Origin of the sequence: Nocardioides sp. JQ2195 (assembly GCF_012272695.1) — a bacterium.
Lineage (GTDB): Bacteria > Actinomycetota > Actinomycetes > Propionibacteriales > Nocardioidaceae > Nocardioides.
Genome location: NZ_CP050902.1, coordinates 3,288,898 through 3,312,129, shown reverse-complemented (window position 1 = coordinate 3,312,129; position 23,232 = coordinate 3,288,898). Strand labels below are relative to the sequence as shown.

23 protein-coding genes and 1 tRNA gene are annotated in these 23,232 nt (G+C 69.8%); 13 read left to right on the top strand and 11 right to left on the bottom strand.

The features are described 5' to 3' along the window. Positions 1 to 195 precede the first annotated feature (195 nt). From ncot_RS19730 to hemQ, 3 genes are all read left to right on the top strand, one after another. The gene (locus ncot_RS19730) at positions 196 to 1,188 is read left to right on the top strand and encodes a type IV toxin-antitoxin system AbiEi family antitoxin domain-containing protein (protein WP_168618456.1); all 993 of its coding nucleotides are present in this window, start codon (positions 196 to 198) and stop codon (positions 1,186 to 1,188) included. A 79-nt stretch (positions 1,189 to 1,267) separates the two neighbouring features. Then, entirely contained in the window at positions 1,268 to 2,725 is a 1,458-nt protein-coding gene (gene hemG, locus ncot_RS15775) for a protoporphyrinogen oxidase (protein WP_168618455.1), read from the top strand. Between the two features lie 31 nt (positions 2,726 to 2,756). Beyond that, a complete protein-coding gene (gene hemQ, locus ncot_RS15770) occupies positions 2,757 to 3,479 on the top strand; it encodes a hydrogen peroxide-dependent heme synthase (RefSeq protein ID WP_168618454.1) in 723 nt (240 codons plus the stop codon). Positions 3,480 to 3,498: 19 nt separating this feature from the next. Here hemQ and msrB read toward each other — a convergent pair whose 3' ends face one another. Further along, entirely contained in the window at positions 3,499 to 3,897 is a 399-nt protein-coding gene (gene msrB / locus ncot_RS15765) for a peptide-methionine (R)-S-oxide reductase MsrB (RefSeq protein ID WP_168618453.1), read from the bottom strand. A gap of 181 nt (positions 3,898 to 4,078) precedes the next feature. Here msrB and ncot_RS15760 point away from each other — a divergent pair, with 181 nt between their 5' ends. Further along, positions 4,079 to 5,722, top strand: a complete 1,644-nt coding sequence (locus ncot_RS15760) for an alpha/beta fold hydrolase (protein ID WP_168618452.1) — start codon at positions 4,079 to 4,081, stop codon at positions 5,720 to 5,722. A gap of 155 nt (positions 5,723 to 5,877) precedes the next feature. On the opposite strand, the gene ncot_RS15755 is transcribed toward ncot_RS15760, so the two are convergent. Genes ncot_RS15755 through ncot_RS15740 form a run of 4 tightly spaced genes read right to left on the bottom strand, consistent with a single transcriptional unit; the run spans position 5,878 to position 9,399 of the window. Then, positions 5,878 to 6,426, bottom strand: a complete 549-nt coding sequence (locus ncot_RS15755; RefSeq protein ID WP_168618451.1) for a hypothetical protein — start codon at positions 6,424 to 6,426, stop codon at positions 5,878 to 5,880. Then, entirely contained in the window at positions 6,423 to 8,549 is a 2,127-nt protein-coding gene (locus ncot_RS15750) for an alpha/beta hydrolase (RefSeq protein ID WP_168618450.1), read from the bottom strand. The genes ncot_RS15755 and ncot_RS15750 overlap by 4 nt, the downstream gene beginning before the upstream one ends. Beyond that, positions 8,546 to 8,905, bottom strand: coding sequence for a hypothetical protein (locus tag ncot_RS15745; RefSeq protein ID WP_168618449.1), 360 nt, complete (start codon positions 8,903 to 8,905; stop codon positions 8,546 to 8,548). The genes ncot_RS15750 and ncot_RS15745 overlap by 4 nt, the downstream gene beginning before the upstream one ends. Continuing rightward, complete coding sequence (locus ncot_RS15740; protein WP_168618448.1) at positions 8,902 to 9,399, bottom strand: hypothetical protein; 498 nt, start codon at positions 9,397 to 9,399, stop codon at positions 8,902 to 8,904. Before ncot_RS15740 ends, ncot_RS15745 begins: the two co-directional genes overlap by 4 nt. 71 nt (positions 9,400 to 9,470) lie before the next feature. Here ncot_RS15740 and ncot_RS15735 point away from each other — a divergent pair, with 71 nt between their 5' ends. The 3 genes from ncot_RS15735 (at position 9,471) to ncot_RS15725 (ending at position 12,345) form a co-directional block, all read left to right on the top strand. Next, the gene (locus ncot_RS15735; RefSeq protein ID WP_168618447.1) at positions 9,471 to 10,550 is read left to right on the top strand and encodes a DNA polymerase domain-containing protein; all 1,080 of its coding nucleotides are present in this window, start codon (positions 9,471 to 9,473) and stop codon (positions 10,548 to 10,550) included. A 69-nt stretch (positions 10,551 to 10,619) separates the two neighbouring features. Continuing rightward, positions 10,620 to 11,162: a DUF664 domain-containing protein gene (locus tag ncot_RS15730; RefSeq protein ID WP_168618446.1), complete on the top strand. Its 543-nt coding sequence runs from the start codon at positions 10,620 to 10,622 to the stop codon at positions 11,160 to 11,162. A 172-nt stretch (positions 11,163 to 11,334) separates the two neighbouring features. Next, positions 11,335 to 12,345, top strand: a complete 1,011-nt coding sequence (locus tag ncot_RS15725; RefSeq protein ID WP_206065014.1) for a hypothetical protein — start codon at positions 11,335 to 11,337, stop codon at positions 12,343 to 12,345. A gap of 6 nt (positions 12,346 to 12,351) precedes the next feature. On the opposite strand, the gene ncot_RS15720 is transcribed toward ncot_RS15725, so the two are convergent. From ncot_RS15720 to ncot_RS15710, 3 genes are all read right to left on the bottom strand, one after another. Further along, positions 12,352 to 12,612 carry a hypothetical protein gene (locus tag ncot_RS15720; protein WP_240937935.1) on the bottom strand — a complete coding sequence of 87 codons (261 nt, stop codon included), beginning with the start codon at positions 12,610 to 12,612 and terminating at the stop codon, positions 12,352 to 12,354. A gap of 90 nt (positions 12,613 to 12,702) precedes the next feature. After that, positions 12,703 to 13,260 carry a hypothetical protein gene (locus ncot_RS15715; protein WP_168618445.1) on the bottom strand — a complete coding sequence of 186 codons (558 nt, stop codon included), beginning with the start codon at positions 13,258 to 13,260 and terminating at the stop codon, positions 12,703 to 12,705. A gap of 18 nt (positions 13,261 to 13,278) precedes the next feature. Next, complete coding sequence (locus ncot_RS15710; protein ID WP_168618444.1) at positions 13,279 to 14,388, bottom strand: ATP-dependent DNA ligase; 1,110 nt, start codon at positions 14,386 to 14,388, stop codon at positions 13,279 to 13,281. Positions 14,389 to 14,530: 142 nt separating this feature from the next. On the opposite strand from ncot_RS15710, the gene ncot_RS15705 reads away from it, so the two are divergent. Continuing rightward, positions 14,531 to 14,609: transfer RNA gene (locus ncot_RS15705), tRNA-Gln, on the top strand. Positions 14,610 to 14,794: 185 nt separating this feature from the next. Here the strand turns inward: ncot_RS15705 and ncot_RS15695 are convergent. Beyond that, positions 14,795 to 15,565: a hypothetical protein gene (locus ncot_RS15695; protein ID WP_168618442.1), complete on the bottom strand. Its 771-nt coding sequence runs from the start codon at positions 15,563 to 15,565 to the stop codon at positions 14,795 to 14,797. Between the two features lie 223 nt (positions 15,566 to 15,788). On the opposite strand from ncot_RS15695, the gene glmU reads away from it, so the two are divergent. From glmU to ncot_RS15670, 5 genes are all read left to right on the top strand, one after another. Further along, positions 15,789 to 17,201 carry a bifunctional UDP-N-acetylglucosamine diphosphorylase/glucosamine-1-phosphate N-acetyltransferase GlmU gene (glmU, locus tag ncot_RS15690; protein ID WP_240937934.1) on the top strand — a complete coding sequence of 471 codons (1,413 nt, stop codon included), beginning with the start codon at positions 15,789 to 15,791 and terminating at the stop codon, positions 17,199 to 17,201. 87 nt (positions 17,202 to 17,288) lie between these two features. Then, entirely contained in the window at positions 17,289 to 18,260 is a 972-nt protein-coding gene (locus ncot_RS15685; protein WP_168619406.1) for a ribose-phosphate diphosphokinase, read from the top strand. A gap of 923 nt (positions 18,261 to 19,183) precedes the next feature. Beyond that, positions 19,184 to 19,843 carry a 50S ribosomal protein L25/general stress protein Ctc gene (locus ncot_RS15680; RefSeq protein ID WP_168618441.1) on the top strand — a complete coding sequence of 220 codons (660 nt, stop codon included), beginning with the start codon at positions 19,184 to 19,186 and terminating at the stop codon, positions 19,841 to 19,843. A 68-nt stretch (positions 19,844 to 19,911) separates the two neighbouring features. After that, positions 19,912 to 20,508 (top strand): aminoacyl-tRNA hydrolase, encoded by a 597-nt coding sequence (gene pth / locus ncot_RS15675; RefSeq protein WP_168618440.1) that lies wholly within the window; start codon positions 19,912 to 19,914, stop codon positions 20,506 to 20,508. A gap of 72 nt (positions 20,509 to 20,580) precedes the next feature. Further along, positions 20,581 to 21,447 carry a glycosyltransferase gene (locus ncot_RS15670; RefSeq protein WP_206065013.1) on the top strand — a complete coding sequence of 289 codons (867 nt, stop codon included), beginning with the start codon at positions 20,581 to 20,583 and terminating at the stop codon, positions 21,445 to 21,447. Here ncot_RS15670 and ncot_RS15665 read toward each other — a convergent pair. Both ncot_RS15665 and ncot_RS15660 read right to left on the bottom strand, forming a co-directional pair. Beyond that, the gene (locus ncot_RS15665; RefSeq protein ID WP_168618439.1) at positions 21,444 to 22,526 is read right to left on the bottom strand and encodes an LCP family protein; all 1,083 of its coding nucleotides are present in this window, start codon (positions 22,524 to 22,526) and stop codon (positions 21,444 to 21,446) included. The two genes, ncot_RS15670 and ncot_RS15665, sit on opposite strands and share 4 nt — an antisense overlap. Before the next feature lie 2 nt (positions 22,527 to 22,528). Beyond that, entirely contained in the window at positions 22,529 to 23,137 is a 609-nt protein-coding gene (locus ncot_RS15660) for an acyltransferase (RefSeq protein WP_168618438.1), read from the bottom strand. Positions 23,138 to 23,232 lie beyond the last annotated feature (95 nt).

Sequence of the window (23,232 nt, the reverse complement as noted above, 5' to 3'; positions counted from 1 at the left end):
TTCCGCTCGGCTCCCACCACCGCCTCGGCATCGTGTGGGATCCAACGCACCGGGCACGACCGATCCCACACGTTGTCGAGCCAGGACGTCGCCGGGGCCGGCCCGTGCGGGTGGATGCAGGGAATTCACGCTCCCGTCCACAGGGCTGGCTCAGACCTGTCGCGATGACGCTGCCGCACCGCGAGGATCCTGGCCATGGGCGAAACGGGCATGGGGCGGATCATCGCCCTCCAGGATGGTGTCGTGGCGCGTCGTCAGGTGCTGGAAGCCGGCCTCGACCCGCATGACATCGAGCGGATGCTGCGCCGTCGCGAATGGGCCCGGGTCCTGCCCGGCGTGTACGTCGACCACACCGGCGCGCCGACGTGGCTGCAGCTGGCGTGGGCGGGCGTGCTGCACTACTGGCCGGCCGCGTTGGCCGGCTCGTCAGCGATTCGACTCGTCCAGGGGCCGGGCTGGCGTGGTGTCGGCCGGCCAACGCTCGACCTCCGTGGGCCCCGACCGGAGACCGAGATCGAGATCCTGGTGGCAGCAGGCCGCACGGTCCAGGCTGCCCAGGGCTATCGCGTCACGCGCTGTCGGGGATTCGAGGAACGGGTCCAGTGGAACGTGTCGCCGCCCAGACTCCGGTTCGAGGAGGCGGTGCTCGACCTCGCCGCCGGTGCACCGGACGACACGTCGGCGATCGGCGTGCTCGCGGATGCCTGCCAGTCCCGGAGGACGACCGCGGCTCGGCTGCTGAGCGGACTGGACAACCGGCGGCGCATGCGCCGCCGGGCCTGGCTGGTCAACGTGCTCCGCGATGTTGCCGAAGGAACCTGTTCAGCACTTGAGCACGCCCATCTGGCCAACGTGGAGCGACCCCACCACCTGCCGCGGGGCGAACGACAGGCGCGGGAGACCAGCGGCTCCCGACTCATGTTCCGCGACGTGAAGTACCCCGAGCAGGGCGTGCTCGTCGAGCTCGACGGCCGCTTGTTCCACGACTCAGTCCGGCAACGCGATGCTGACCTCGAGCGAGACCTCGATGCCGCCCTCGACCTGCGCACGACGGTGCGCCTCGGCTGGGGGCAGTGCACGGATCGCGCCTGCGACACGGCATCGCGCCTCGGACGCCTGCTCCAGCTGCACGGGTGGCTCGGACGTCCCACGCCGTGCGGGCCGAGGTGCTCGATCGGGAGCGCGTGAACCAACGTGTGGGATCCAACGCACCGGGCACGACCGATCCCACACGTTGTTGACGCCGGCCGTCTGGCAGGCTGGCGGGGTGACTCACGTTGTCGTCGTCGGTGCCGGGATCGCCGGGCTCACGGCTGCCCATCGGCTGGCCCGGGCGGGCCGGCAGGTGACCGTGCTGGAAGGTTCGCCGGAGATCGGCGGCAAGCTCCGACTGGCCGAGGTCGGGGGAGTGCAGGTCGACGTCGGCGCGGAGGCGATGCTCAACCGCCGCCCCGAGGCAACCGGCCTGGCCCGCGAGCTCGGCTTCGAGCTGGTCCATCCCGGCACGTTGTCCTCCCGGCTGTGGACCCGCGACGCGTTGCGGGTGCTGCCGCGCTCGGTGATGGGCATCCCGGCCGACCTCGAGCAGCTGCAGCAGACGGGGGTGCTCTCCGACGAGGGCCTGGCCAGGGCGCGCGAGGAACGTGTCCGCGACGTGGAGTCCGAGGACGTGTCGGTCGCTGACCTCATCGCCAGCCGCCTCGGCGACGAGGTCGTCGACCGCCTGGTCGAACCGTTGCTCGGCGGGGTGTACGCCGGCCACGCCACCGAGCTGTCCGCGCGGGCCACCATTCCGCAGGTGGTCGCGCTGCTCGAGCGGTCCCCGTCACTGCTCGAAGCCGCGCGACAGGTGCCGGCCCCCTCCGACGTCCCGGTCTTCGCAGGAATGGTCGGCGGCATCGGCCGGCTGCCGCAGCGGCTGGCGGTCCAGGGCGGCTTCGAGGTGCGTACGTCGGCCGTGGTGCGCGAGCTGCGGCGGGTCTCGACAGGCTCGACCACCGACGGAGCAGGCTCGACCACCGCGAGCCCCACGGTGGTTGAGGAGCGAGGAACGAGCGTCTCGAAACCACGCAACGTCGACGGACACTTCGAGCTGGTGGTCGGGCCGACCGCCGCCCCCGAGCTGATCCGGGCCGACGAGGTCGTCCTCGCCCTCCCGGCCACGCCGGCGTCCCGGCTGCTCGCGGACCTGGCGCCGCTCGCCTCCCACGAGCTCAGGGAGATCGAGTACGCCTCCATGGCGATCGTCACCATGGTGTTCCGGGCGGCCGATCTGGCTCAGCTGCAGGGATCTGGCTTCCTCGTGCCACCGGTCGACGGTCGTCGGATCAAGGCGGCGACCTTCAGCTTCAACAAGTGGGACTGGGTGCGTGAAGCCGGCCGGGGCGAGGGCCTGCTGACCCTGCGCACCAGCATCGGACGCCACCGCGAGGAGGCGTCACTCCAGTTCTCCGACGACGAGCTCGTCGTCCAGTCGCTCGCGGACCTGGCCCTGGCGACCGGCGTCAGGGCGCGCCCCGTCGACACCCACGTGCAGCGCTGGGGCGGCGCACTGCCGCAGTATGCGGTCGGCCACCTCGACCGGGTCCGCCGCATCCGCGCATCGGTCGGCCAGGTCCCCGGGCTGGCGGTCTGCGGTGCGGCGTACGACGGCATCGGCATCCCGGCGGTCGTCTCGTCGGCGGAGAGGGCCGTCGCGGAACTGATCAGCGCGACCCAGCGCTGATCGCGTTGGCGCGGCGCGGCACAATGGGGACATGTCGAACCCCGCATCCTCCAACCCGGCACCCACCAACGCTGCGGTCATCCGCGAGCTCAACGACAAGATCCGCTACACGATGTGGTCGGTCTTCAAGCTCGAGGACGTGCTCGGCGACGCCGACCGCAGCGCCGAGGCGCAGGAGATCGAGGCGTTCTACGAGAAGCTCGCCGCCGACGACGTGATCGTGCGCGGCACCTACGACGTCTCCGGGTTCCGGGCCGACGCCGACCTGATGGTCTGGTGGCACGCCGAGCAGTCCGAGAAGCTGCAGGCGGCCTACAACGCCTTCCGGCGTACGTCGTTCGGTCGTCGCCTCGCGCCGGTGTGGTCGCAGATGGCACTGCACCGCCCGGCGGAGTTCAACCGGTCCCACCTGCCGGCGTTCCTCTCGGAGGACCCGAAGCCCCAGGTCGCGGTCTACCCCTTCGTGCGCTCCTACGAGTGGTACCTCCTTGAGGACAAGGAGCGTCGCCGGCTGCTCGCCGAGCACGGCGGGATGGCTCGTGACTACCCGGACGTGCGGGCCAACACGGTGCCGGCGTTCGCACTCGGCGACTACGAGTGGATCCTGGCCTTCGAGGCCGACGAGATGTACCGCATCGTCGACCTGATGCGTCACCTGCGCGGCTCCGAGACCCGCCGCCACGTGCGCGAGGAGGTGCCGTTCTACACCGGCACGGCGGCCACGCCCGCCGAGCTGCTCGAGCGCCTGCCCTGACCCTCGGGCCGAGGAACCGTCAGGCCTTGGGCTCCAGGGTGAGCGAGATCGAGTTGATGCAGTAGCGGTCACCGGTCGGCGTGCCGAACCCGTCGGGGAAGACGTGGCCCAGGTGCGACCCACAGCTGGCGCAGCGGACCTCGGTGCGCTTCATGCCGTGCGAGGTGTCGTCGATGTATTCCACGCGGTCGGTCAGCGGCTGGTAGAACGACGGCCAGCCGCAGCCGGAGTGGAACTTGGTGTCGCTGGCGAAGAGCTCGGCCTGGCAGGCCTTGCAGCGGTAGACACCGGTGGTCTCGGTGTCGGTGTACTCACCGACGAAGGGACGCTCCGTGCCGGCCTCGCGGAGTACGGCGTACTCCTCGGGCTTGAGCTGTTGGCGCCATTCCTCGTCGGACTTCTCGACCTGGTAACCCATGGGCCCAGTCTAGCGAGCGACCCGTCATGGGCGGCCGCGGCCGATGAGCGGTGCCGAGGTGGCCAGGACCCCGAATGGCCCGAATTGGTCACCGCGAAGGTCTGGACGCGCGCGGAAGAACGCGGCAATGTCAGGTCTTGGCCGGAAGTCTTCCCGGCGATCCATCTCGAAGGGATGAAAAGTGAAGAAGGTACTGACGATCGCGGCGTCGGCCACGGTGGGCGTCGCCCTGCTCGTGCCCGCTGGCCAGAGCGCCGCAACTCCGGCAGCCCCCGACCTGCCGGGCAAGACCGTGACCAGCTCGGGCTACACGCCCCCGGCCATCGACTGGGGCGAGTGCGACAACGCGCGGCTTCGGGGCATCGGTGCGGAGTGCGGAATGTTGATCGTGCCGCTCGACTACGACCAACCTGACTCGACGAAGATCGAGATCGCGGTGAGCCGCCTGTTGCACACCGACAGTGACTACAAGGGCATGATCGCGGCCAACCCCGGTGGCCCGGGTGGCTCCGGGCTGATCTACCCGCTCCTCGCGCCGGCCATTCCGGACGGTGTGGGCGCGAAGTACGACTGGTACGGCTTCGACCCCCGTGGGGTCGGGAGCAGCGAGCCGTCGCTCAGCTGCGACCCGAACTATGCCGGCATGGGTTATGACCGACCCGACTACGTGCCCACCGAGGAAGCCGACCTGGAGTGGTGGCGCGACGTGACCAGCGGCTACTCGGACTCGTGTGCCGAGTCCGACGCTGCGGAGCTGCTGCCGCACATGCGGACCGTCGACGTGGCCCGGGACCTCGACAACCTGCGCAAGGCCGAGGGTCAGGAGAAGCTCAACTACTACGGCTTCTCCTACGGCACCTACCTCGGTCAGGTCTACGCGACCATGTTCCCGAAGCAGGTCGGCCGCTTCGTCTGGGACGGCGTGCTCAACGCGAAGAACGCCTTCTACGAGGCCAACCTCGACCAGAACGTCCAGTTCGACAAGAACATGGACACCTACTGGAAGTACCTCGCCGACAACGACGCCGCGTTCGGGCTCGGCACCGACTGGACCGCGATCAGGAGCGGCTACTACGACCTGCTCGACGAGCTGGATGCGAATCCGGCGGCCAACGGCCAGCTCGGTCCCGACGAGCTCGGCGACGTGATGCTCTCCGCGGGCTACTACGTCTACGGCTGGGTCGAGCTCGGCCACGCCTACGCCAAGCTCGTCAACGAGGGCGACGGCAGCGACATCATCGCCCAGTACGCCGGACCCGGCGACGACAACTCGTTCGCCGTCTACAACGGGGTCCAGTGCACCGACGCGAAGTGGCCCAACTGGAAGAAGACGGAGCGCGACGCGTGGCGTCTGCACGAGGAGCACCCGTTCCTCACGTGGGGCAACACCTGGTTCAACGCGCCGTGCCTGAACTGGCCGGCGGAGTCCCACAAGGCGTTCAAGGTCAAGGGCAACAATGTGAAGTCGAAGATCCTGATGATCGGCGAGACCAACGACGCGGCGACGGTCTTCTCCGGAGCGCTCGTCACCCGCAGGACCTTCAGGACGTCCTTCCTCATCGAGGGCGTCGGCGGCACGACCCACTCCGGATCGTTGTCGGGCATCGCCTGCACGGACGACACCATCGCCCGCTACCTCGACACCGGCGAGCTGCCCAGGCGGAGACCGGGCAACCAGAGCGACATGAAGTGCGACCCGGTGCCGGCACCGCAGCCGGCCCCGCTCGCGGCCGCCAAGAACCGGTCGTTCAAGGCAGGTACGACGGACCGGATGCCGGCCGTCCTGCGCGCGGACCTGCTCAAGGCCCAGACGATCGGGCGGTAGCTCCCAGCGTCAGCCAGTTCCCGACACCACCGCGATGGGCGTCGTCCGGCTCCGGCCGGACGGCGCCCATCGCGGCACCCGAACGGGTGTGGCCCGAATGGGGGTGGCCCGAATGGGGGTGGACTGGACCGGGCGGGGCAGGGCGGGGCGGGGCCTCACCTCAGGTCGGCGTAGTCGTTCCCGGGGTCGTCCTCGGCGAACGCCTCTCCGTCGGAGTCGAGCTCTGTGCAGTCGACGAAGACCTCGACGTTGTGCACGGTCGCCGGCTTCCCCCGCCCGGCCAGCAGCACGCGCACCTGCACCTCACCCTTGGTGGCGGTGACCGACCCGGCCCCGTCGGATCCGGCCGGGGTCACCGTGACCTCGTCGAAGCCTGCCTTGCGGACCTGCTCGGCGATCAGCTCGCCGGCGTCCTCGTCGGCCGGGCCGACCAGGCCGAGATTGGCGATGTACTGCCACTGGCTGGAGCTCACCGGGCACTCGGTGAACTGGGCGCCCGCCGCGCGCACCTCACCCTTCAGTGCGCTGACGAGGCGGGGTCCGAGCTCGAGGACGGCTTCGTCGACCTGCTGCTTCATGCTCCGGGCGTCCATGCCGGTCTCCTTCCCCTGGGTGGGGTCGTCGGGGTCGTCGTCGCCACAGCCGGCCAGGGAGAGCAGGCCCACGAGCAGGGCAGCCAGGAGCACCGAGAAGCGCTGGCTCATCCTCCGAACACCCCCTTGAACGTGCCGATCGGATCGGTGACGACCTTCTTGCCGCCCTCATAGATGTCCTGGCCGGTCTCGTAGGCCTCCTCGGCGACCTTCTGTCCGGTGTCGACGGTGCTCTCCACCACCCTCCTGCCCCCTTCGTAGATTTCCCTGCCGGTGTCGACGGCCCCGTCGACGACCCTCCTGCCGGTGTCCACGGCTCCGTCGACCACCCTCCTGCCGGTGTCCACGGCTCCGTCGACGACGTCCTTGCCGGTCTCGACGACCCGGTGGGTCCCCTCGACGACGGGATCGATGATCGGCTCCTGGATGTAGCGGTCGTAGGCCTTGCCGGCCTCCTCCCGCGCCTCTTCCCTGGCCAGGTCGTAGAGGTAGCCGTTGGCGTCCTTGGTGCGCCCGGGGACGATCGTCGGCTCGTTGCCCTGGACGATCTCGCTGATGTTGTGCAGTGACGTGCTGCCGGGGTCGAGGTAGGCCGTGTGGTTGTCGATCCCGTCGCTGTGCACCGTGTTGTAGTGGAGCTCCGTGCCCGGGTCGACCTCGAACCGCTTCGCGCCGAACGACTCCTGGGCAGGGTCCTCACCCAGCCCGAGGCCGCCCGGCCCCTCGAACGGGTTGAGCGGGATGTTCCTGAAGAAGTCGCTCTCACCGTTGTGGTCGTCACGACCCAGCCAGGTGACGGGATCGTTGTCGGCGGCGCCGACGTAGACCGTGCCGGGCGGCATGTTGAGGTCACTGACGTGGTCGGAGCCGCCGCCCGCGCCAGGGCTCCCGATCAGCACCAGCCTGTCGGCGTCGAGGCCGTCGGTGGCGGCGTGGGCGGCGACGTTGGAGCCATAGCTGTGCGCGACCACGCTCAGGTGGGACCTCTCGCCGTCGTCGGTGGCGCGCAGACCCGCCACGAAGTCGCTCAGCAGGTGACCACCCTGCTCGGACTTCTGCTCGTTGATCACCGACCCCATGTCGAGTCCTGTCTCGAGGAGATCGTCACCGGTCAGGGAGGGTGAGTCGTAGCCCATCCAGGCGATCACGGAGGTCGACTCGCCGTTCTGGGACGACTCCAGGAACAGGCGCAACGCATCCTCGCCCTGGCTGTCGATGGTGGACCCGTCGTTCGTGATGCCGGGGACGACGACCGCCGTGTTGTCGGCCGTGTCGGGGTCGCCGTAGGCCACCGCGGCGACCCCGTCACTGTCGAACGCACCGGGCAGGTAGAGCAGCAGGTTGGTGTCGACGAGCTGGCCGGTGTTCGGGTCCACCCTGGTGGCCCCGAGGTCGAGACCCTTCTGCGCGGCCTCGGCGTTCTTCAGCTGCAGCGCCTGGTCGTCGGTGAGGCGGCCCTCGTCCTTGAGCCTGTTGAGGTGGGCGAGGTCCTGCTGCAGGGACCCACGGTTCGCGTCGTCACGATCACCCGCCGGGATGCCGTTGGTGTTCCCGACGATCTCGGGGCTGTGCACCTTGAGGGCTTCCTGCTGCTCGGGCGTCAGGCTGTCCCACCACGTGGTGATCGCCCGAGGGTCCTTCTTGCCCTCCAGCTGGGCCAGCAGCTTCTCGACGTCGACGCGATCGGGGCTGTCCGCAGCCTGCTCGCCCTCGCCGACGGTGTCGACCGAGCGGATCACCCGGATGAACCGGTCCTCGGCCGAGACGATCCTGCCCTTCCACGTGGTGATCCGCCCGTTGAGGGTCGCCGCCCGATTCGTGAGCGTGGTGGCCTCGGCCTGCAGCGTTGCGACGTCGTCCTCGGTGCTCCTGTTGACCCGGGCGACGAGATCATCGATGTCGGAGTTGAGCTGGAGCCGGTCGGCAGCCAGGTCGTCGCGGTCAGAGGCCAGCTCCACCATCGTGCTGACGTAGACGTCGCACCCGAGGGTGACCTCCTCGAGCGCGGCGGAGACCACGTCCGCGTCGCGGGCCAGCTGGGTCATCTCGTGGTCGGCCTGGTCGGCGTCGTCGCCGTCCCAGCCACGTGGTGACCCCTTGCCGGTCATGGTGGTGGAGACGTCGGAGGTGGCGACCGCGGCTCCGCGCAGGTCGTCGGTCACCGACATCGCCTCGACGCCGGAATCCATCACGGGGAGCGACTCGATCTTGGCGGGGACGACGACGGTGGTCACGGGCCGTCTCCCGTGGTCGGCACGTGGTAGGGCCCGACCTGGTTCGGTTCCAGGTTGCGCTGGTCCCAGGGCATCAGCTTCTTGAGGCCCTCCTCGGAGCTCTCGTCGACGGTGCCCCACTGGGTCGAGGCCAGGGTGAGTGAGCCGGCGTGCTCCTCGGCGTTCTTGCGCAGCTTCTCGGTCCGCTTGGACCACCGGTCGACGAACACCTTGGCCACTGGTCCGACCCGGTGGCCGAGCAGGCCGGTGTCGATCTCGGTGAGGCACTTCGTGGCCGTGTAGAGGTCGTCGGCCTGGTCGTTCCACACGGTCGCGGCGTCGGTGAGCGCCTCGCGCCAGACCCGGCTGCTGCTCATGGTTCCTCGTCCAGTGATGCAGCGGTCGCGTCGCTGAGCGGGAAGGACACGGAGCGGATCTCGACCTCGATCGCTGTCGGGTGTCCCGTGGCTTCCAGCACCAGGTCGGCGCGCACGGCACGCAGCCGCGGCGACCCGTCGGCGCACGGCCGGGCGTCCCAGCCCTCGGCGAGCAGCCAGTCGCCGACCACCTCGAGGGTCCGTGCCGCTTCCGGCAGGTCGGCCAGCAGGGTCCGCGCGATCCGGTGCCGGCTGCCCGTGCGGGCGTACGTCGACCACAGGTCCACCATGGTCGACTCCGGCCTCCCGGTCTCGGCGAGCAGCCGGGTGAGCGTGCGTCGCGACTCCTGGACGGCTGCGCGGGCCTGTCGGAGCACCTCGGGGCTCTCCGTCCTCGGTGGCGTCGCGGCCGGAGGCAGGATGACCAGGTCGACGTCGGGATGCTCCTGACGGACGACCCTGAGGAACGGGTCGTGGAGGGAGGGATCGGACATGGCTCTCCGTGTATCCGTTCGGGGCCGCGTCCAAACCTCCGGCCCGGTGGCTCGACGGTAGCGTGTGGAGCATGGCGAAGGCAGCGGCAGCAGAGGTCGAGGCGGGCGGACGAGCGGTGCGGGTCTCGAGCCCGGACCGGGTCATCTACGAGGCGACCGACCGGACCCCCGAGGTCACCAAGCTGATGGTCGCGGAGTTCTTCGCGGGCGCCGGTGACGGACTGATGCGGGCGCTGCGTGACCGCCCGACCGCTCTCGAGCGCTGGCCCAGCGGCGTGCGGGAGGGCATGAAGCTGGCGACCGGACCGCAGGACCGCAACGCGGATGCGTTCTACCAGAAGCGGGTGGCCAAGGGTGCCCCCGACTTCGTCGAGTCGGTCGGGATCACGTTTCCCTCCGGCCGCACCGCCGACGAGATCTGTCCCACCGAGCCGGCCGTCCCCGTGTGGTGCGCGCACATGGGCACGCTGACCTTCCACCCCTGGCCGGTCCGACGCAGCGACGTCGACCGTCCCGACGAGCTGCGGATCGACCTCGACCCCCAGCCCGGCACCACGTTCGCCGATGCCGTGCGGGTGGCGGGGGTGGCCCGTGAGCTCTTCGAGGAGCTGGGCATCGCCGCCTTCGTGAAGACCAGCGGCAACCGTGGGGTGCACGTGTTCGTGCGGATCGAGCCACGGTGGGAGTTCGTAGACGTCCGCCACGCAGCGATCGCGTTCGGGCGCGAGCTGGAGAAGCGGGACGACGGGGTGACCACGGCGTGGTGGAAGGAAGAGCGCGGGGAGCGCATCTTCGTCGACTTCAACCAGAACTGTCGCGACCGCACCATCGCCTCGGCGTACTCCTTGCGACCGCAGCCCGGCGCGCCGGTCTCGACACCGGTGACCTGGGCAGAGCTGGCCGACCTCGAGGACCCGCGCGAGCTCAACCTGTTCACCGTGCCCGACCTGCTCGCCGACCGTGGGGACGCCTGGGCGGCGATCGACGACGTGCACCACTCGCTCGAGCCGTTGCTGGAGCTGTGGGAGGCCAACCCGGTCGAGATGAACTACCCGCCGGACTATCCCAAGATGCCGGGCGAGCCGCCCCGCGTACAGCCGAGCAAGAAGGTCGCCGAGCACTGGGACGACGAGGGCAATCGGGTGGAGTGAGGTCGTGTGTGGACGTCTCGGTGCCGGGCGCCGGAGGATCCAGGCACGAGGTACCGAGAGGGGAAGAGGATGGCGATCGAGGAACCGCTGGGAGACGGCACCACGGCCCAGCACTTCTCGGACTACTTGGCCTACTACCGGGCCGAGGTCATCGAGAAGCTGTCCCGCCTGCCCGAGCGGGAGCTGAGGCGGTCCAGGCTGCCCAGCGGGTGGACGCCGATCGAGCTGCTCTCCCACCTGGTGCACATGGAGCAGCGCTGGTTCGTCTGGGGCTTCCTCGGCGAGGACCTCGCTGCCCCGTGGGGCGACTGGAACGTCGACCGTGACCCGTGGGCCGGCGGAGCCGGGGCTGACGGGGGCGAGGCCCGGTGGCAGGTCCCGGCCACGACCTCGCTGACCGACCTCACCGACGCACTCACCGCGGTGGGGGAGCAGACCACCGAGATCCTGGACGGGCACTCGTTGAGCGAGCTCGCCCAGCCGGGTCCGCGCTGGCCCGAGGACGCGTGGCCCGGCTCCGTCGGGGACCTGCGCTGGATCTGCTTCCACGTCCTCCAGGAGTACGCCCGCCACGTGGGGCACCTCGACATCGCGATCGAGCTGTCGGGCTGAGGCTGCCGTGCGGCCCCCGTGCCGGGCTTCCCGGTTGGCCAGGCCGCTGTGTGTGGATGTTCCGGCGTCAGGTGCCGGAACATCCACACACAACGAGATGCGGACTCGAGTTCTCCACAGTGATGCGTCCACGCCGTTGTCGTGGGTTGCTCGCGCGCCGAGACTTGTCCGCATGGACGAACCCGAGGTACGACGGCTGCAGGGTCTCCAAGCAGGGGTGATCTCCCGCCGACAGGTGCTCGCGTGCGGCGGCAACGACAACGACATCGAGCGGCTCGTGCGACGGCGGGAGTGGGCGCGGGTGCTGGGTGGCGTCTACGTCGACCACACCGGGCCGCTGAGCTGGGAGCAACGCGCCTGGGTCGCTGTCCTGTCCCACTGGCCCGCGGCCCTCATCGGCCGGTCGGCCTTGGATGCCCACGGGGTGCGCCGGCGCTCGGGGCTGCGGTCCGCCGATGCCGAGATCCACATCGGCATCGATGCGACTCGGACGGCGACCGTCGTGGAAGGCATCAGGGTCAAGCGCCTGCGTGGCTTCGACACCACTGTGCAGTGGCACCTGCACCCACCCCGAGTGCGCTTGGAGGGAGCGTTGCTGCAGGTCGCGGCGGAGGCGGCCGACGAGGCATCAGCCGTGGCGGTCCTCGCCGACGCCTGCCAGACCCGACGTACGACGGCCGAGAGGTTGCGCGGTGCCCTCGCCGCGATCCCACGACAACGTCATCGACGGTTGCTCCTGTCGATCCTCGAGGACGTGGCGTGCGGCGCGTTCTCCGTGATGGAACGCCTCTACCTCACAGGAGTGGAGCGGCGGCACCGATTGCCGGCGGCACGACGTCAGCGGCTGGTCAGGTCCGGTAGGAGCGTCGCCCATCGCGACATCGACTACGAAGCGTGGCGGCTGGTCGTCGAGCTCGACGGACGCCTGGGCCACGAGTGGTCCGACGATCGCTGGGCAGATCTCGATCGCGACGTCGTGAGTGCGGTCGAGGACGAGATGACCTTGCGCGTGGGGTGGAAGCAGGTGCTGGAGCCGTGTCGACTGGCGGCTGCCGTCGCGCGCATCCTGGTCGCCCGGGGCTGGGACGGGAAGCCACGCGCCTGCGGGCCCGGTTGCCCGGTTGGGCGGTTGTGTGTGGATGTTCCGGCGTCAGGTGCCGGAACATCCACACACGGGGCGTGAAGAAGGTCAGACCTTCTTGCGCCCCATGGTTCCTTCGGCGATGCCGATCAGGATGATCGCGGCGATGATGCCGACGATGGTGCCGAGGACGTTGAGCTCCCAGATGCCGCCGGTGCCGATGAGCGAGGCGATGATCCCGCCAATGAGGGCACCCGCGATTCCGAGCCCGATGGTCATGAGCCAGCTGATGCTCTGCCGGCCCGGCTTGAGCAGGCGTGCAACGACGCCGATGACGATGCCGATCACGATGAGTCCGAGAATCTGCATGCTCACTCCTATCGTTCAGGGTCGCGCGTCATTGCGCGACCGTTCCGTTCGAAGATAGCCCCAAACGGACCGCAGGTGCGGGACGTTGGGTCAGACCCCGGTGACACCCTCGCCGAAGCCCTCGCCCTGTTCGTCGAACGTCTCGCGCTCGAGCAGGTGGAGGACGGGGACGCCGAGCTTGCGGCGGGCCCGCGAGGTCCAGTCGACGTGGAAGAACTCGGCCACCACGTGGGGCCGGGTCAGGATGATCACTTCACGGCCGTCGACCTTGGCGACCGCGCCGGCCAGGGCGTCGACCGGGTGCTCGTGGCTGATCGCGCCGTCGGCGTTGGCGCCGGCGGCCCGGAGCACCTTCAAGGTGGTGGCCAGCTCCTCCAGCGAGTGGTCGAGGCACTCCTTGCGCACCTCGGCCAGGTCGATCTCACCGATCGCCATCGCGGGTGCCGCCATCACCTCGCCGGCGGACAGTGATCCCATGGCCGCCTCGACCCGGGCTGCGGCGTCCTCGACGGGGATCAGCACGTGGTAGGTGACCGGGTCCTCGAGGTCTTCGTGCAGTGAGGTCACCTGGGCGGCGTCCTCTTCAGAGAGCGCCTGCTCGCAGAGCAGGACCACGTCGTAGTTGTTCGTTGCCTCTTGCTCCGCCATGACAATGCCTCCGGATCGTCAGCTGATGGAAAGAATTCTACCGAGGTCGTAGCTGGATGGCTCCTCGAGCTGGGCGTATCCGCACGACTCCGGGTCACGGTCTGGGCGCCACCGCTTGAACTGCGCGGTGTGGCGGAACCGCCGCCCCTCCATGTGGTCGTAGCCGACCTCGAGGACGCGCTCGGGACGCAGGGGAGTGAAGGACAGGTCCTTGCCGGCCGACCAGCGGCTCTGGGTTCCCGGCACCCGGTCCGGGTTGGCGATCGCCCACTCCTGCCACTCGCCCCACGGGTGGTCGGCGATGTCGCAGACCAGAGGCTGCAGCTCCTCGAACAGCTCGGCCCGCCGGGTCGCGGTGAACGATGCGGAGACGCCGATGTGCTGCAGCTTGGCGTCGTCGTAGAGGCCGAGCAGCAGGGAACCGATGAGCGGGTGATCGGGCGTGGAGGTCTTGTGCTCGCGATAGCCGCAGAGCACGACGTCGGCGGTGCGCGCGTGCTTGAACTTCAGCATCACCCGGGCGTTGGGCTGGTACGCCGCATCCATCGGCTTGCCGACCACGCCGTCCAGGCCGGCGCCCTCGAACTGGGTGAACCAGTCCTCGGCCTCGGCAGGGTCGGTGGTGGTGCGGGTGAGGTGGCAGGGGCCGTCGAGGTCGCCGAGCGCCTCCTCCAGGGCCGCGCGACGATCGGCGAACGGCTGGTCGACGTACGACGTGTCGCCCAGCGCCAGCAGGTCGAAGGCGACGAAGCTCGCCGGAGTCTTCTCCGAGAGCATCGTGATGCGGGAGGCGGCCGGGTGGATGCGTTCCTGGAGGACCTCGAACTCGAGTCGTTCGCCGCCGTCCGTGGCGGTGGAGGCGACGAAGATCTCGCCGTCGAGCACGCACCGGTCGGGGAGCTGCCCGCGGGCGGCGGTGACGAGCTCGGGGAAGTAGCGGGTGAGCGGCTTGGTGTTGCGTGAGGCCAGCTCGACCTCGTCGCCGTCCTTGAACAAGAGGCAGCGGAAGCCGTCCCACTTGGGCTCGAAGGACAGCCCGCCGAACTTCGCGGGATCCAGCCCGCTGATCGGGCCCTTGACTGACTTGGCCAGCATCGGCTTGATCGGCGGCATCACGGGCAGGTCCATGTGATGACACTAGCCACGGGCTCGGGTTCCCGCGCTCCCGACTCGAGGACTTCGTGAGGTCACTTGGCGTGCCAGCGCGTCGGCCAAGTAGCCTGTCGCCCACAGTCCGCCGCGCGTGGACTGTCATTCCCTCGAGGAATGTTCCCCGGTTGGTCTGCCGGCAGGGCCCGCCTGACTTTGAATCAGGATTAGCGACGTAGGTTCGACTCCTACCCGGGGAGCAAGTTCACGGCGTCCGCGCAGTCGGTGCGCGCAGACGGCCTCTCACGAAGTGACGCTCACGCCTCGCAGGCGGTGCCGTCCTTGTCGCGGTCGAGCCTGCTCATGTTGGTCCGGTAGACCACCTTCGCGCGCTTGCCGTGTGCAGGATGCCATGGCCCGCACGGTCGGGCTGGGAGGCGCGGCCTCAGAGATCGGTGACCCACCAGGGCTCGCCGGGTGACCGGCGTACGGCGAAGACCTTCATCACCAGGCCCTTGTGCAGCAGCCGCCCCTCCCACTCGTCGGGGATGCCTTGCGAGAGGTCGACGGGGGAGGTGCCACGGTGCACCACCAGGTCACCCTCCCTGCCTGCGGGGAACTTGTCGGTGCTCGACTCGACGACCCGGAGCGGCAGGTTGAGCACGCCCTCCGTGGTCCGGCTCGGGTCGGCGTCGAGCTTCGCGCGGTCCAGCTGCAACCGGAGCCTGGGCGCGGCGTCGATGTCGGTGTTCCTGAGACGGGTACGCCGGAACGAGCCCACCGCGATCGCGGCGAGCAGCAGCGCGCCGATGCCGAGGAGGACCGGGAGCACCATGGAGCCGAAGCCGATGCCGGACGGGTCGTCCGCCGACAGCTGACCCTCCTCGTCGCGCCAGAGCTCGGCCCGCTCGCCCACCTGCAGGTCGTCGCTGTTGATCCGGCCGGGCCGGCCGTCCTCGGCCACCACCTGCGCGTGGCGCACCTCGGCCAGGTGCCGCGACCGGCGACCGCCGCGGGTCTCCCGGTGGGTGCCGACCGCCTGCACCGTGACGGTCACCTGCTCGGCGGAGGTGGCGGCCGCATCGATCGTCCTGGTGACGGTCGCGTAGGCGCAGGCCAGCGCCAGCAGGGAGGCCACGATCGCGACGACCAGGCTGGTCCGGGTCAGGGCCGCGAGATCGGCCCTCGGGTCTGCGGTGGGGACCGGTTCGGGCACGGTGCTCCTTGATCGACGGGGATCCGCGATCACTGGCGACCGCCGCACCATGATGTCCCACCGTGATCCCCTTCCCGGAGTCACGGGCAGCAGATGCCCACCCAAGGACTGCTCGAGGGACACCGGGGAACTCCCCACAACGCCCCGAGCAGCTGCTTGGCGTGGCAAACTCTGAGGTCGCGCCCGGCCACCCCGGCGGGCGCCAACCCACGGAGGAGCTGCTGTGCCGAACAACCTGACCGTCGTCGTCCTTGCTGCCGGTGGCGGCACCCGGATGAAGTCCAAGACGATGAAGGTGCTGCACGAGGTTGGCGGACGCAGCATGATCGGGCACGTGCTCACCGCCGTACGAGCGATGGAGCCGACGCAGGTGATCGCGGTCATCGGCACCCAGCGGGAGCAGGTCGGACCCCACATCCACGAGCACATGCCCGAGGCGATCCTCGCCGTCCAGGAGACGCAGGACGGCACCGGGCACGCCGTACGCGTGGCACTGGAGTCGATCGAGGGCCGGGTCGAGGGCACGGTCGTCGTGGTCACCGGCGACACGCCGTTGCTGCAGGGTGACAGCCTGCGCGCCTTCGCCGAGGAGCACGAGGCTGCCGAGCGTGCCGTGAGCATCCTGTCCGGCGTCGTGCCCGACCCGCACGGCTACGGGCGCATCGTGCGCAACAAGGAGGGTGACGTCGAGGCGATCGTCGAGGAGAAGGACGCCACGCCGCTGCAGCGGGACATCGGCGAGATCAACTCCGGCATCCTCGCCTTCGACGCCGCGTTCCTCAACGAGGCGTTGACCAAGATCGGCAACGACAACGCCAACGGCGAGTTCTACCTCACGGACACCGTCGGCATCGCCCGCGACTCCGGCCTGACCGTCGGCGCCTACGCGATCGACGACGTCAGCCAGACCGAGGGCGCCAACGACCGCGCCCAGCTCGCCGCACTCGGTCGTGAGCTGAACCGTCGCATCGTCACGCAGTGGATGAAGGACGGCGTCACCGTGATGGACCCCGAGACCACGTGGATCGACGCCGACGTCGTGCTCAACCCGGACGTCACGATCCTGCCCGGCGTTCAGCTCCTCGGCGCCACCGTCATCGCCGAGGACGCGGTGGTCGGGCCCGACTCCACGCTGAAGGACTGTGAGGTCGGCCGCGCCGCCCGCGTCGTCCGCACCCACGGCGAGCTCGCGGTGATCGGCGACGAGGCGAACGTCGGCCCGTTCTCCTACCTGCGGCCCGGCACCAACCTGGGCGCCCGCGGCAAGATCGGTGCGTTCGTGGAGACGAAGAACGCCCAGATCGGCAACGGCTCGAAGGTGCCGCACCTGACGTACGTCGGGGACGCCGAGATCGGCGAGGACTCCAACATCGGTGCCGGGACGATCTTCGCGAACTACGACGGCACCAACAAGCACCGCACCAAGATCGGCAACCGCACCAAGACCGGGGCGAACAACACCTTCGTCGCCCCGATCGAGATCGGCGACGACGCATCGACCGGTGGCGGCACCACCGTCCGACGTGATGTTCCTGACGGTTCGCTGGCGGTCTCGGCCGGTCCACAGCGCATCCTTGAGCGGTGGAACGAGCGTCGCGCCGCCATCCGTGGGGAGCAGGGGCCATCCGAGGACTGACCCTGATTGGCGGCAGGTGAATTCTGGGGGCAGAATCAGGAACGGCGCACCACCAGTCGAGCTTGAGGAGCACCGGGCGTGAGCGGAATGAAGCGGACCACCGAGAAGAACTTGATGGTCTTCAGCGGAAGGGCTCACCCGGAGCTCGCCAAGGAGGTCGCCGAGAACCTCGGCACCGGTCTGGTCCCGACGTCGGCGTACGAGTTCGCCAACTCCGAGATCTACGTCCGCTACGAGGAGTCCGTGCGTGGTTGCGACGCCTTCGTGATCCAGAGCCACACGGCTCCGATCAACGAGTGGATCATGGAGCACCTGATCATGGTCGACGCGCTGAAGCGTGCCTCGGCCAAGCGGATCACCGTGGTGATGCCGTTCTACGGCTACAGCCGCCAGGACAAGAAGCACCGCGGTCGCGAGCCGATCTCGGCGCGCCTGATCGCCGACCTCTTCAAGACCGCCGGTGCCGACCGCCTGATCACCGTCGACCTGCACGCCGACCAGCTCCAGGGCTTCTTCGACGGCCCGGTGGACCACCTCATGGCGCTGCCGATCCTGGCCGACTACGTCAAGGAGAAGTACGGCGACCAGCCCCTCGCGGTGGTCTCGCCCGACGCCGGCCGGATCAAGGTCGCCGAGCGTTGGTCGGCCCGCCTCGGTGGCGTTCCGCTGGCGTTCATCCACAAGACCCGCCGCACCGACCGCCCGAACGAGACCGTCGCCAACCGCGTGATCGGTGAGGTCAAGGGCCGCTACTGCGTGCTCACCGACGACATCATCGACACCGGCGGCACCATCGTGAAGGCAGCCGAGGCGCTCATGGAGGAGGGTGCCGCGGGCGTGATCATCGCCGCGACCCACCCGATCCTCTCGGGCCCGGCCGTCGACCGGCTGAAGAACTCGTCGGCCACCGAGGTGATCGTCACCGACACGTTGCCGCTCACCGACGAGCAGAAGTTCGACAAGCTGACCGTGCTGTCGATCGCGCCGCTCCTGGGCAGCGCGATCCGCGCCGTCTTCGAGGACGGCTCGGTCACCTCCATGTTCGACGGTCACGCGTAGCCCTTCCGCGCACCCGCATGCGGCGTTCTTGCCGGTCATTTCGACAGGAAGTTCGCCGACTCCAAGAGCGGCCACCGCTCGGATCCCAGGCGTCGAGCCTGAACTTCCTGCTCAAATGACCGGCGCCGTGCGGCACGGCGTACGGCGGCTTGGCGGCGGCTTGGCGGCTTGGCGGCGTGCGGCACGGCGTGAGTCGGGGCAGCAGGTGGCCTGGCGGCGTACGGCGGGGCAGGAGGTGGCCTAGCGGTTGGCGGCGAGGCGACGGCTGGCGGCGTACGGCGAGGCGGCGGCTTGGCGGCGTGCGGCACGGCGAGAGTCGGGGCAGCAGGTGGCCTGGCGGCGTACGGCGGGGCAGGAGGTGGCCTGGCGGCTGGCGGCGAGGCGACGGCTGGCAGCCGCGGCCTGGCGGCGTGGCGCCGTGCAGCACGGCGTACGACGGGGCGCGGCAGGGGGCCTGGCGGCGTACGGCGAGGCGGCAGTTCGGCGGGCGACGGTGCGGCGAGGCGGCTGGCGGCGCTCTTGCCGGTCATTTCGACAGGAAGTTCGCCGCCTCCAAGAGCGGCCACCGCTCGGATCCCAGCCATCGAGCCTGAACTTCCTGCTCAAATGACCGGCGCCGTGCAGCACGGCGGCTTGGCGGCGTGCGGCCCGGAGGCCGGCGGCTGGCGGCGTAGCGGCGGGGCGGCGGCAGCGTGCTACGGCGGGCGGCGGGCGGCGGGCGAGGCGGGGATTCGCTGCGGGGCGGAGTTGACGTTAGACTCCTCTGGTTGCCCAGGCGAGGGAGCGCTGCACGCGCAGTGACTCCGTGATCGACGAGGCCGGCTGAGATGCACTGCGCCGCGCTTCCGATCCGGAAGTCGCGGCGTTCTTCGTTCCGGCGCGCTGCAGCCCCGAGACCCACGAAGAACGCATCAGGAGAAGACATGGCCACCGAGAAGATCGCCGCAGAGACCCGCACCGAGTTCGGCAAGGGTGCGGCCCGTCGCATTCGTCGCGACAACCAGATCCCTGCCGTCATCTACGGCCACGGCAACGACCCGATCCACGTCAAGCTGCCGACCCACGCGACCACGATGGCGCTGCGCCACGGTGGCGCCAACGCGCTGCTCGAGCTCAACATCGACGGCCAGACCCAGCTCGCCCTGACCAAGCAGGTCCAGGTCGACCCGATCCGTCGCCTGATCGAGCACATCGACTTCGTGGCCGTCCGCAAGGGCGAGAAGGTCACCGTCGACGTCGTCATCCACCTGGTCGGCGAGGCCGCCAAGGAGACGCTGGTCGTCACCGAGAACGCCACCATCCAGGTCGAGGCCGAGGCCACCCACATCCCCGAGTACTTCGAGATCTCCGTCGAGGGCCTCGAGTCCGGCACCCAGATCCTGGCCAACCAGGTCCAGCTGCCCGAGGGCACCACGCTGCTCTCCGACGAGGAGCTGCTCATCGTCAACATCACCGACGCTCCCACCACCGAGGAGATCGAGGCCGAGCTCGAAGAGGCCGAGGCCGAGGCCGGCATCGAGAAGGACGAGGCCGAGGTGCCCGAGGTCGGCGAGGAGACCGCCGAGGACAAGACCGAGGAGTGATCCGCATGGGCGAGGCGCTGCGCCGAGCCCTCTCACGCTTCACCGGGAAGGACCGGGATACTTCTGCCATGACCGAACCACAGGACCTGTGGCTCGTGGTCGGGCTGGGGAATCCCGGTCCTTCCTATTCCGGGCACCGACACAACATCGGCTACATGGTCGCCGACGAGCTGGCCGACCGGATGGGCTCGCCCTGGCGGGCCCACAAGAGTGGCCGGTCGGCGGTCGTCGAAGGCCGGCTCACGCCACCGGGTACGCCGGGGCCTCGTGTCGTGCTCATGCGTGGGAAGGGCTACATGAACGAGTCCGGGGGACCGGTCTCAACGATCGCGAAGTTCTACAAGGTGCCGCCGGAGCGGATCATCGCGATCCACGACGAGCTCGACATCGGCTTCGGCACGCTGCGGATCAAGCTCGGTGGCGGTGACAACGGGCACAACGGGCTGCGCTCGATGCGGTCGTCGTTGGGCACCGGCGACTTCTTCCGGGTCCGGGCCGGCATCGGCCGTCCGCCGGGTCGGCAGCCGGTCGCCGAGTTCGTGCTCTCCGACTACTCACGCACCGAGAAGAAGGAGCTGCCCTTCCAGATCAGCGATGCGGCTGACGCGATCGAGATGCTGGTCTCGGAGGGCCTGGCCAAGACGCAGTCGCGCTTCAACTCCTGACCGGTCACCGAATCTGGGGATAGCCGGGCCGATCCGTCGGCACGGTGGTCGCGAGCGCGTGACGATGGGCCCGTGTTGGCCAGTGTCGTCATCCCCGCAAACAACGAGTCCGCGACCATCGAGCGCACCTTGGTGGCGCTGCGCAGCGGTGTGGGTGGAGCAGCGGAGCTCGACGTCGTGGTGGTCTGCAACGGATGCACCGACGACACCGCCGAGGCGGCTCGACGCGCGGATCCGCTGGCCCGGGTCATCGAGGTCCCTGAACCGTCCAAGACCGCGGCGGTCCGGGTCGGCAACGCCGCCACGCGTGTCTTCCCGCGCGTGCACGTGGACGCCGATGTCGAGCTCACCGGCGCAGCGTTGCGGCTGCTGGTCGCAGCGCTGGACGACGGCGTGCTGGCGGCTGCCCCGCAGCGGATCCAGCCGCGCGACGGCTGCACGCGACCGGTGCGCTGGTACTACGACGTGTGGGAGCAGCTCCCGCAGGTGCGCGCCGGACTGTTCGGCCGTGGCGTCGTCGCGCTGAGCGACGAGGGTCAGCGGCGGGTCTCCGCGTTGCCACCGATGATGAGCGACGACCTGGTGATCTCCGAGGTCTTCCACCCGTCCGAACGACGCGTCGTCGAGGCGGCCACCGTGGTCGTCCATCCGGCCCGCACGATGCGCGCGCTGCTGCGGCGCCGGGTGCGGGTGGTGACCGGGAACGCGCAGGCAGACGCGGACGGCGTACGTCGCCGGGACGCGGTCACCACACCGCGGACGCTGCTGCGGATGATCAGGAGGCAGCCGTCGTTGGCGATGCGGATGCCCTTCTTCGTGGCCGTGACCCTGGTGGCGCGGTGGCGGGCACGTGCGGCCGTGCGCAGCGGGGACTTCACCACCTGGCAGAGGGACGAGAGCTCGCGCGGAGGCGCACGGCCCAGGGCCGCCAAGCCCTAGTCCACGACGTCGGCCGCCTCGGCGTCGGGGTGCGCGGCCGCCCAGTCGTCGACCCGGTCGTTGCGCACGGCCTGCCACAGCTCCGCGCCCGCCTCGTGGTCGAGGTGGACCACGCTCTGGGCGCCCTCACGGCCCAGGCCGCTGACCGGCGCCGTGAAGTAGTGGATGTCGGCGGACCGCAGGTTGCGCAACGACACGGCGAGCCTGCCCATGTCGATCGTGGACCACTCGGCGTCGATGGAGGCGTGTCGGGCGAGTGTCCTGAGGAAGTGGTGGAGCATGAAGGGGTCCGAGCGCATGGCCGTGTGCAGGTTGGCCTGGAGGACCGCGCGGAGGAACGCCTGCTGGCGCCGGACCCGGTCGAGGTCCCCGCCGGGCAGTCCATAGCGCTGCCCGACGTAGTCGAGCGCCTGCTGGCCGTTGAGCACGTGGGTCCCGGCGGTCCAGGTGATGTCGCGCGCGGAGTCGTGCACGGTCTCGGGGACCTCGACGACCACCCCGCCCACCTCGTCGGTCATCTGGCGGAACCCCTCCCAGTCGATGACGGCGAGGTGGTCGATGCGCACGTTGGTCAGGTTCTCGATGGTCTCCACCGCCAGGGACGGTCCGGCCAGGGAGAAGGCGGCGTTGATCTTGGCGTGCCCGTGGCCGGGGACCTGCACCCATGAGTCGCGGGGCAGCGAGATGATCGACGCGCCCCGACGGTCGCCGTCGATGTGGAGGAGCATCAGCGTGTCGGTGCGCTGGGCGCCGGCGATCCACTCGGGCGCCTGCGCGTCGTCGCCCGTGGTGGCGACGTCGGAGCGGCGGTCGACCCCCATCAGCAGGATGTTCACGGCCTCCGCGGCATCTCCGGTCGCGGGTCGCGACGGCCGGTCCTCCAGACCGGCGAACACGCCGTCGATCCGCTGGACCGGCAGGGCCAGCTTGCCGCCGAGCCCCAGGACGGTCCCGATCGCGGCCGTGCTGATGCCGAAGAGCACGACCAGGCAGACCAGCATCCCGCCGAGTGCCTTCACGTCGTTGCGACGCCTCGGAGCGGGTTGCTCCGTGGTGGAGTCCATCAGGGCGATCGACATGCTCACTCCGTCGCGGGAGCCAGGACGCCGTGCGCCTCGACGTACTCCCGGCCCGTGGCAGGGCACCGGAACCGTCCCGCGCCGACGTCCTCCAGGGGTACGCCGGCGTGCCCCACCCACCGCACCCGACGAGCCGGTACGCCGGCGACGAGGGCGAAGTCGGGCACGTCACGGGTGACCACGGCGCCGGCCGCCACCATCGCCCACCGGCCGATCGTCACCGGAGCCACGCACACGGCACGGGCCCCGAGGCTGGCCCCGGCACGCACGGTCACCCCGGCCGGGACCCAGTCGTCGGCGCTCTTCAGCCGGCCGTCGGGGGTCACCGCCCGGGGGAAGTAGTCGTTCGTGAAGACCACCGCCGGGCCGACGAAGGCACCGTCCTCGAGGACGGCCGGCTCATAGACCAGCGCATGGTTCTGGATCTTGCACCGGTCGCCGACGCGCACGCCCGGACCGATGTAGGCGCCACGGCCGATGATGCAGTCCTGCCCGATCACGGCGTTCTCGCGGACCTGGGCCAGGTGCCAGACCCGGGTGCCGGCACCGATCGTGGCGCGGTCGTCGACGTCGGCGGACCCGGCGACGGGCGTGGTGACCTGGGGCTCCATGGATCCATCGCACACGCGAACCGGATCCGCTCCGGCCGCGGCAGGTGCATTTCATCAATGTTGGGCAGGCCCCGGACCGCCCTCACACCTAGCGT

Coding starts and splice junctions, on each gene's coding strand:
- ncot_RS15685 (WP_168619406.1), top strand. CDS start 17,289: ATGAAGCGGACCACCGAGAAGAACTTGATGGTCTTCAGCGGAAGGGCT.
- ncot_RS15720 (WP_240937935.1), bottom strand. CDS start 12,612: ATGCAGATTCTCGGACTCATCGTGATCGGCATCGTCATCGGCGTCGTT.
- ncot_RS15740 (WP_168618448.1), bottom strand. CDS start 9,399: ATGTCCGATCCCTCCCTCCACGACCCGTTCCTCAGGGTCGTCCGTCAG.
- pth (WP_168618440.1), top strand. CDS start 19,912: ATGACCGAACCACAGGACCTGTGGCTCGTGGTCGGGCTGGGGAATCCC.
- ncot_RS15735 (WP_168618447.1), top strand. CDS start 9,471: ATGGCGAAGGCAGCGGCAGCAGAGGTCGAGGCGGGCGGACGAGCGGTG.
- hemQ (WP_168618454.1), top strand. CDS start 2,757: ATGTCGAACCCCGCATCCTCCAACCCGGCACCCACCAACGCTGCGGTC.
- ncot_RS15665 (WP_168618439.1), bottom strand. CDS start 22,526: ATGTCGATCGCCCTGATGGACTCCACCACGGAGCAACCCGCTCCGAGG.
- ncot_RS15730 (WP_168618446.1), top strand. CDS start 10,620: ATGGCGATCGAGGAACCGCTGGGAGACGGCACCACGGCCCAGCACTTC.
- ncot_RS15680 (WP_168618441.1), top strand. CDS start 19,184: ATGGCCACCGAGAAGATCGCCGCAGAGACCCGCACCGAGTTCGGCAAG.
- ncot_RS15715 (WP_168618445.1), bottom strand. CDS start 13,260: ATGGCGGAGCAAGAGGCAACGAACAACTACGACGTGGTCCTGCTCTGC.
- ncot_RS15660 (WP_168618438.1), bottom strand. CDS start 23,137: ATGGAGCCCCAGGTCACCACGCCCGTCGCCGGGTCCGCCGACGTCGAC.
- ncot_RS15725 (WP_206065014.1), top strand. CDS start 11,335: ATGGACGAACCCGAGGTACGACGGCTGCAGGGTCTCCAAGCAGGGGTG.
- ncot_RS15710 (WP_168618444.1), bottom strand. CDS start 14,388: ATGGACCTGCCCGTGATGCCGCCGATCAAGCCGATGCTGGCCAAGTCA.
- ncot_RS19730 (WP_168618456.1), top strand. CDS start 196: ATGGGCGAAACGGGCATGGGGCGGATCATCGCCCTCCAGGATGGTGTC.
- ncot_RS15755 (WP_168618451.1), bottom strand. CDS start 6,426: ATGAGCCAGCGCTTCTCGGTGCTCCTGGCTGCCCTGCTCGTGGGCCTG.
- ncot_RS15745 (WP_168618449.1), bottom strand. CDS start 8,905: ATGAGCAGCAGCCGGGTCTGGCGCGAGGCGCTCACCGACGCCGCGACC.
- msrB (WP_168618453.1), bottom strand. CDS start 3,897: ATGGGTTACCAGGTCGAGAAGTCCGACGAGGAATGGCGCCAACAGCTC.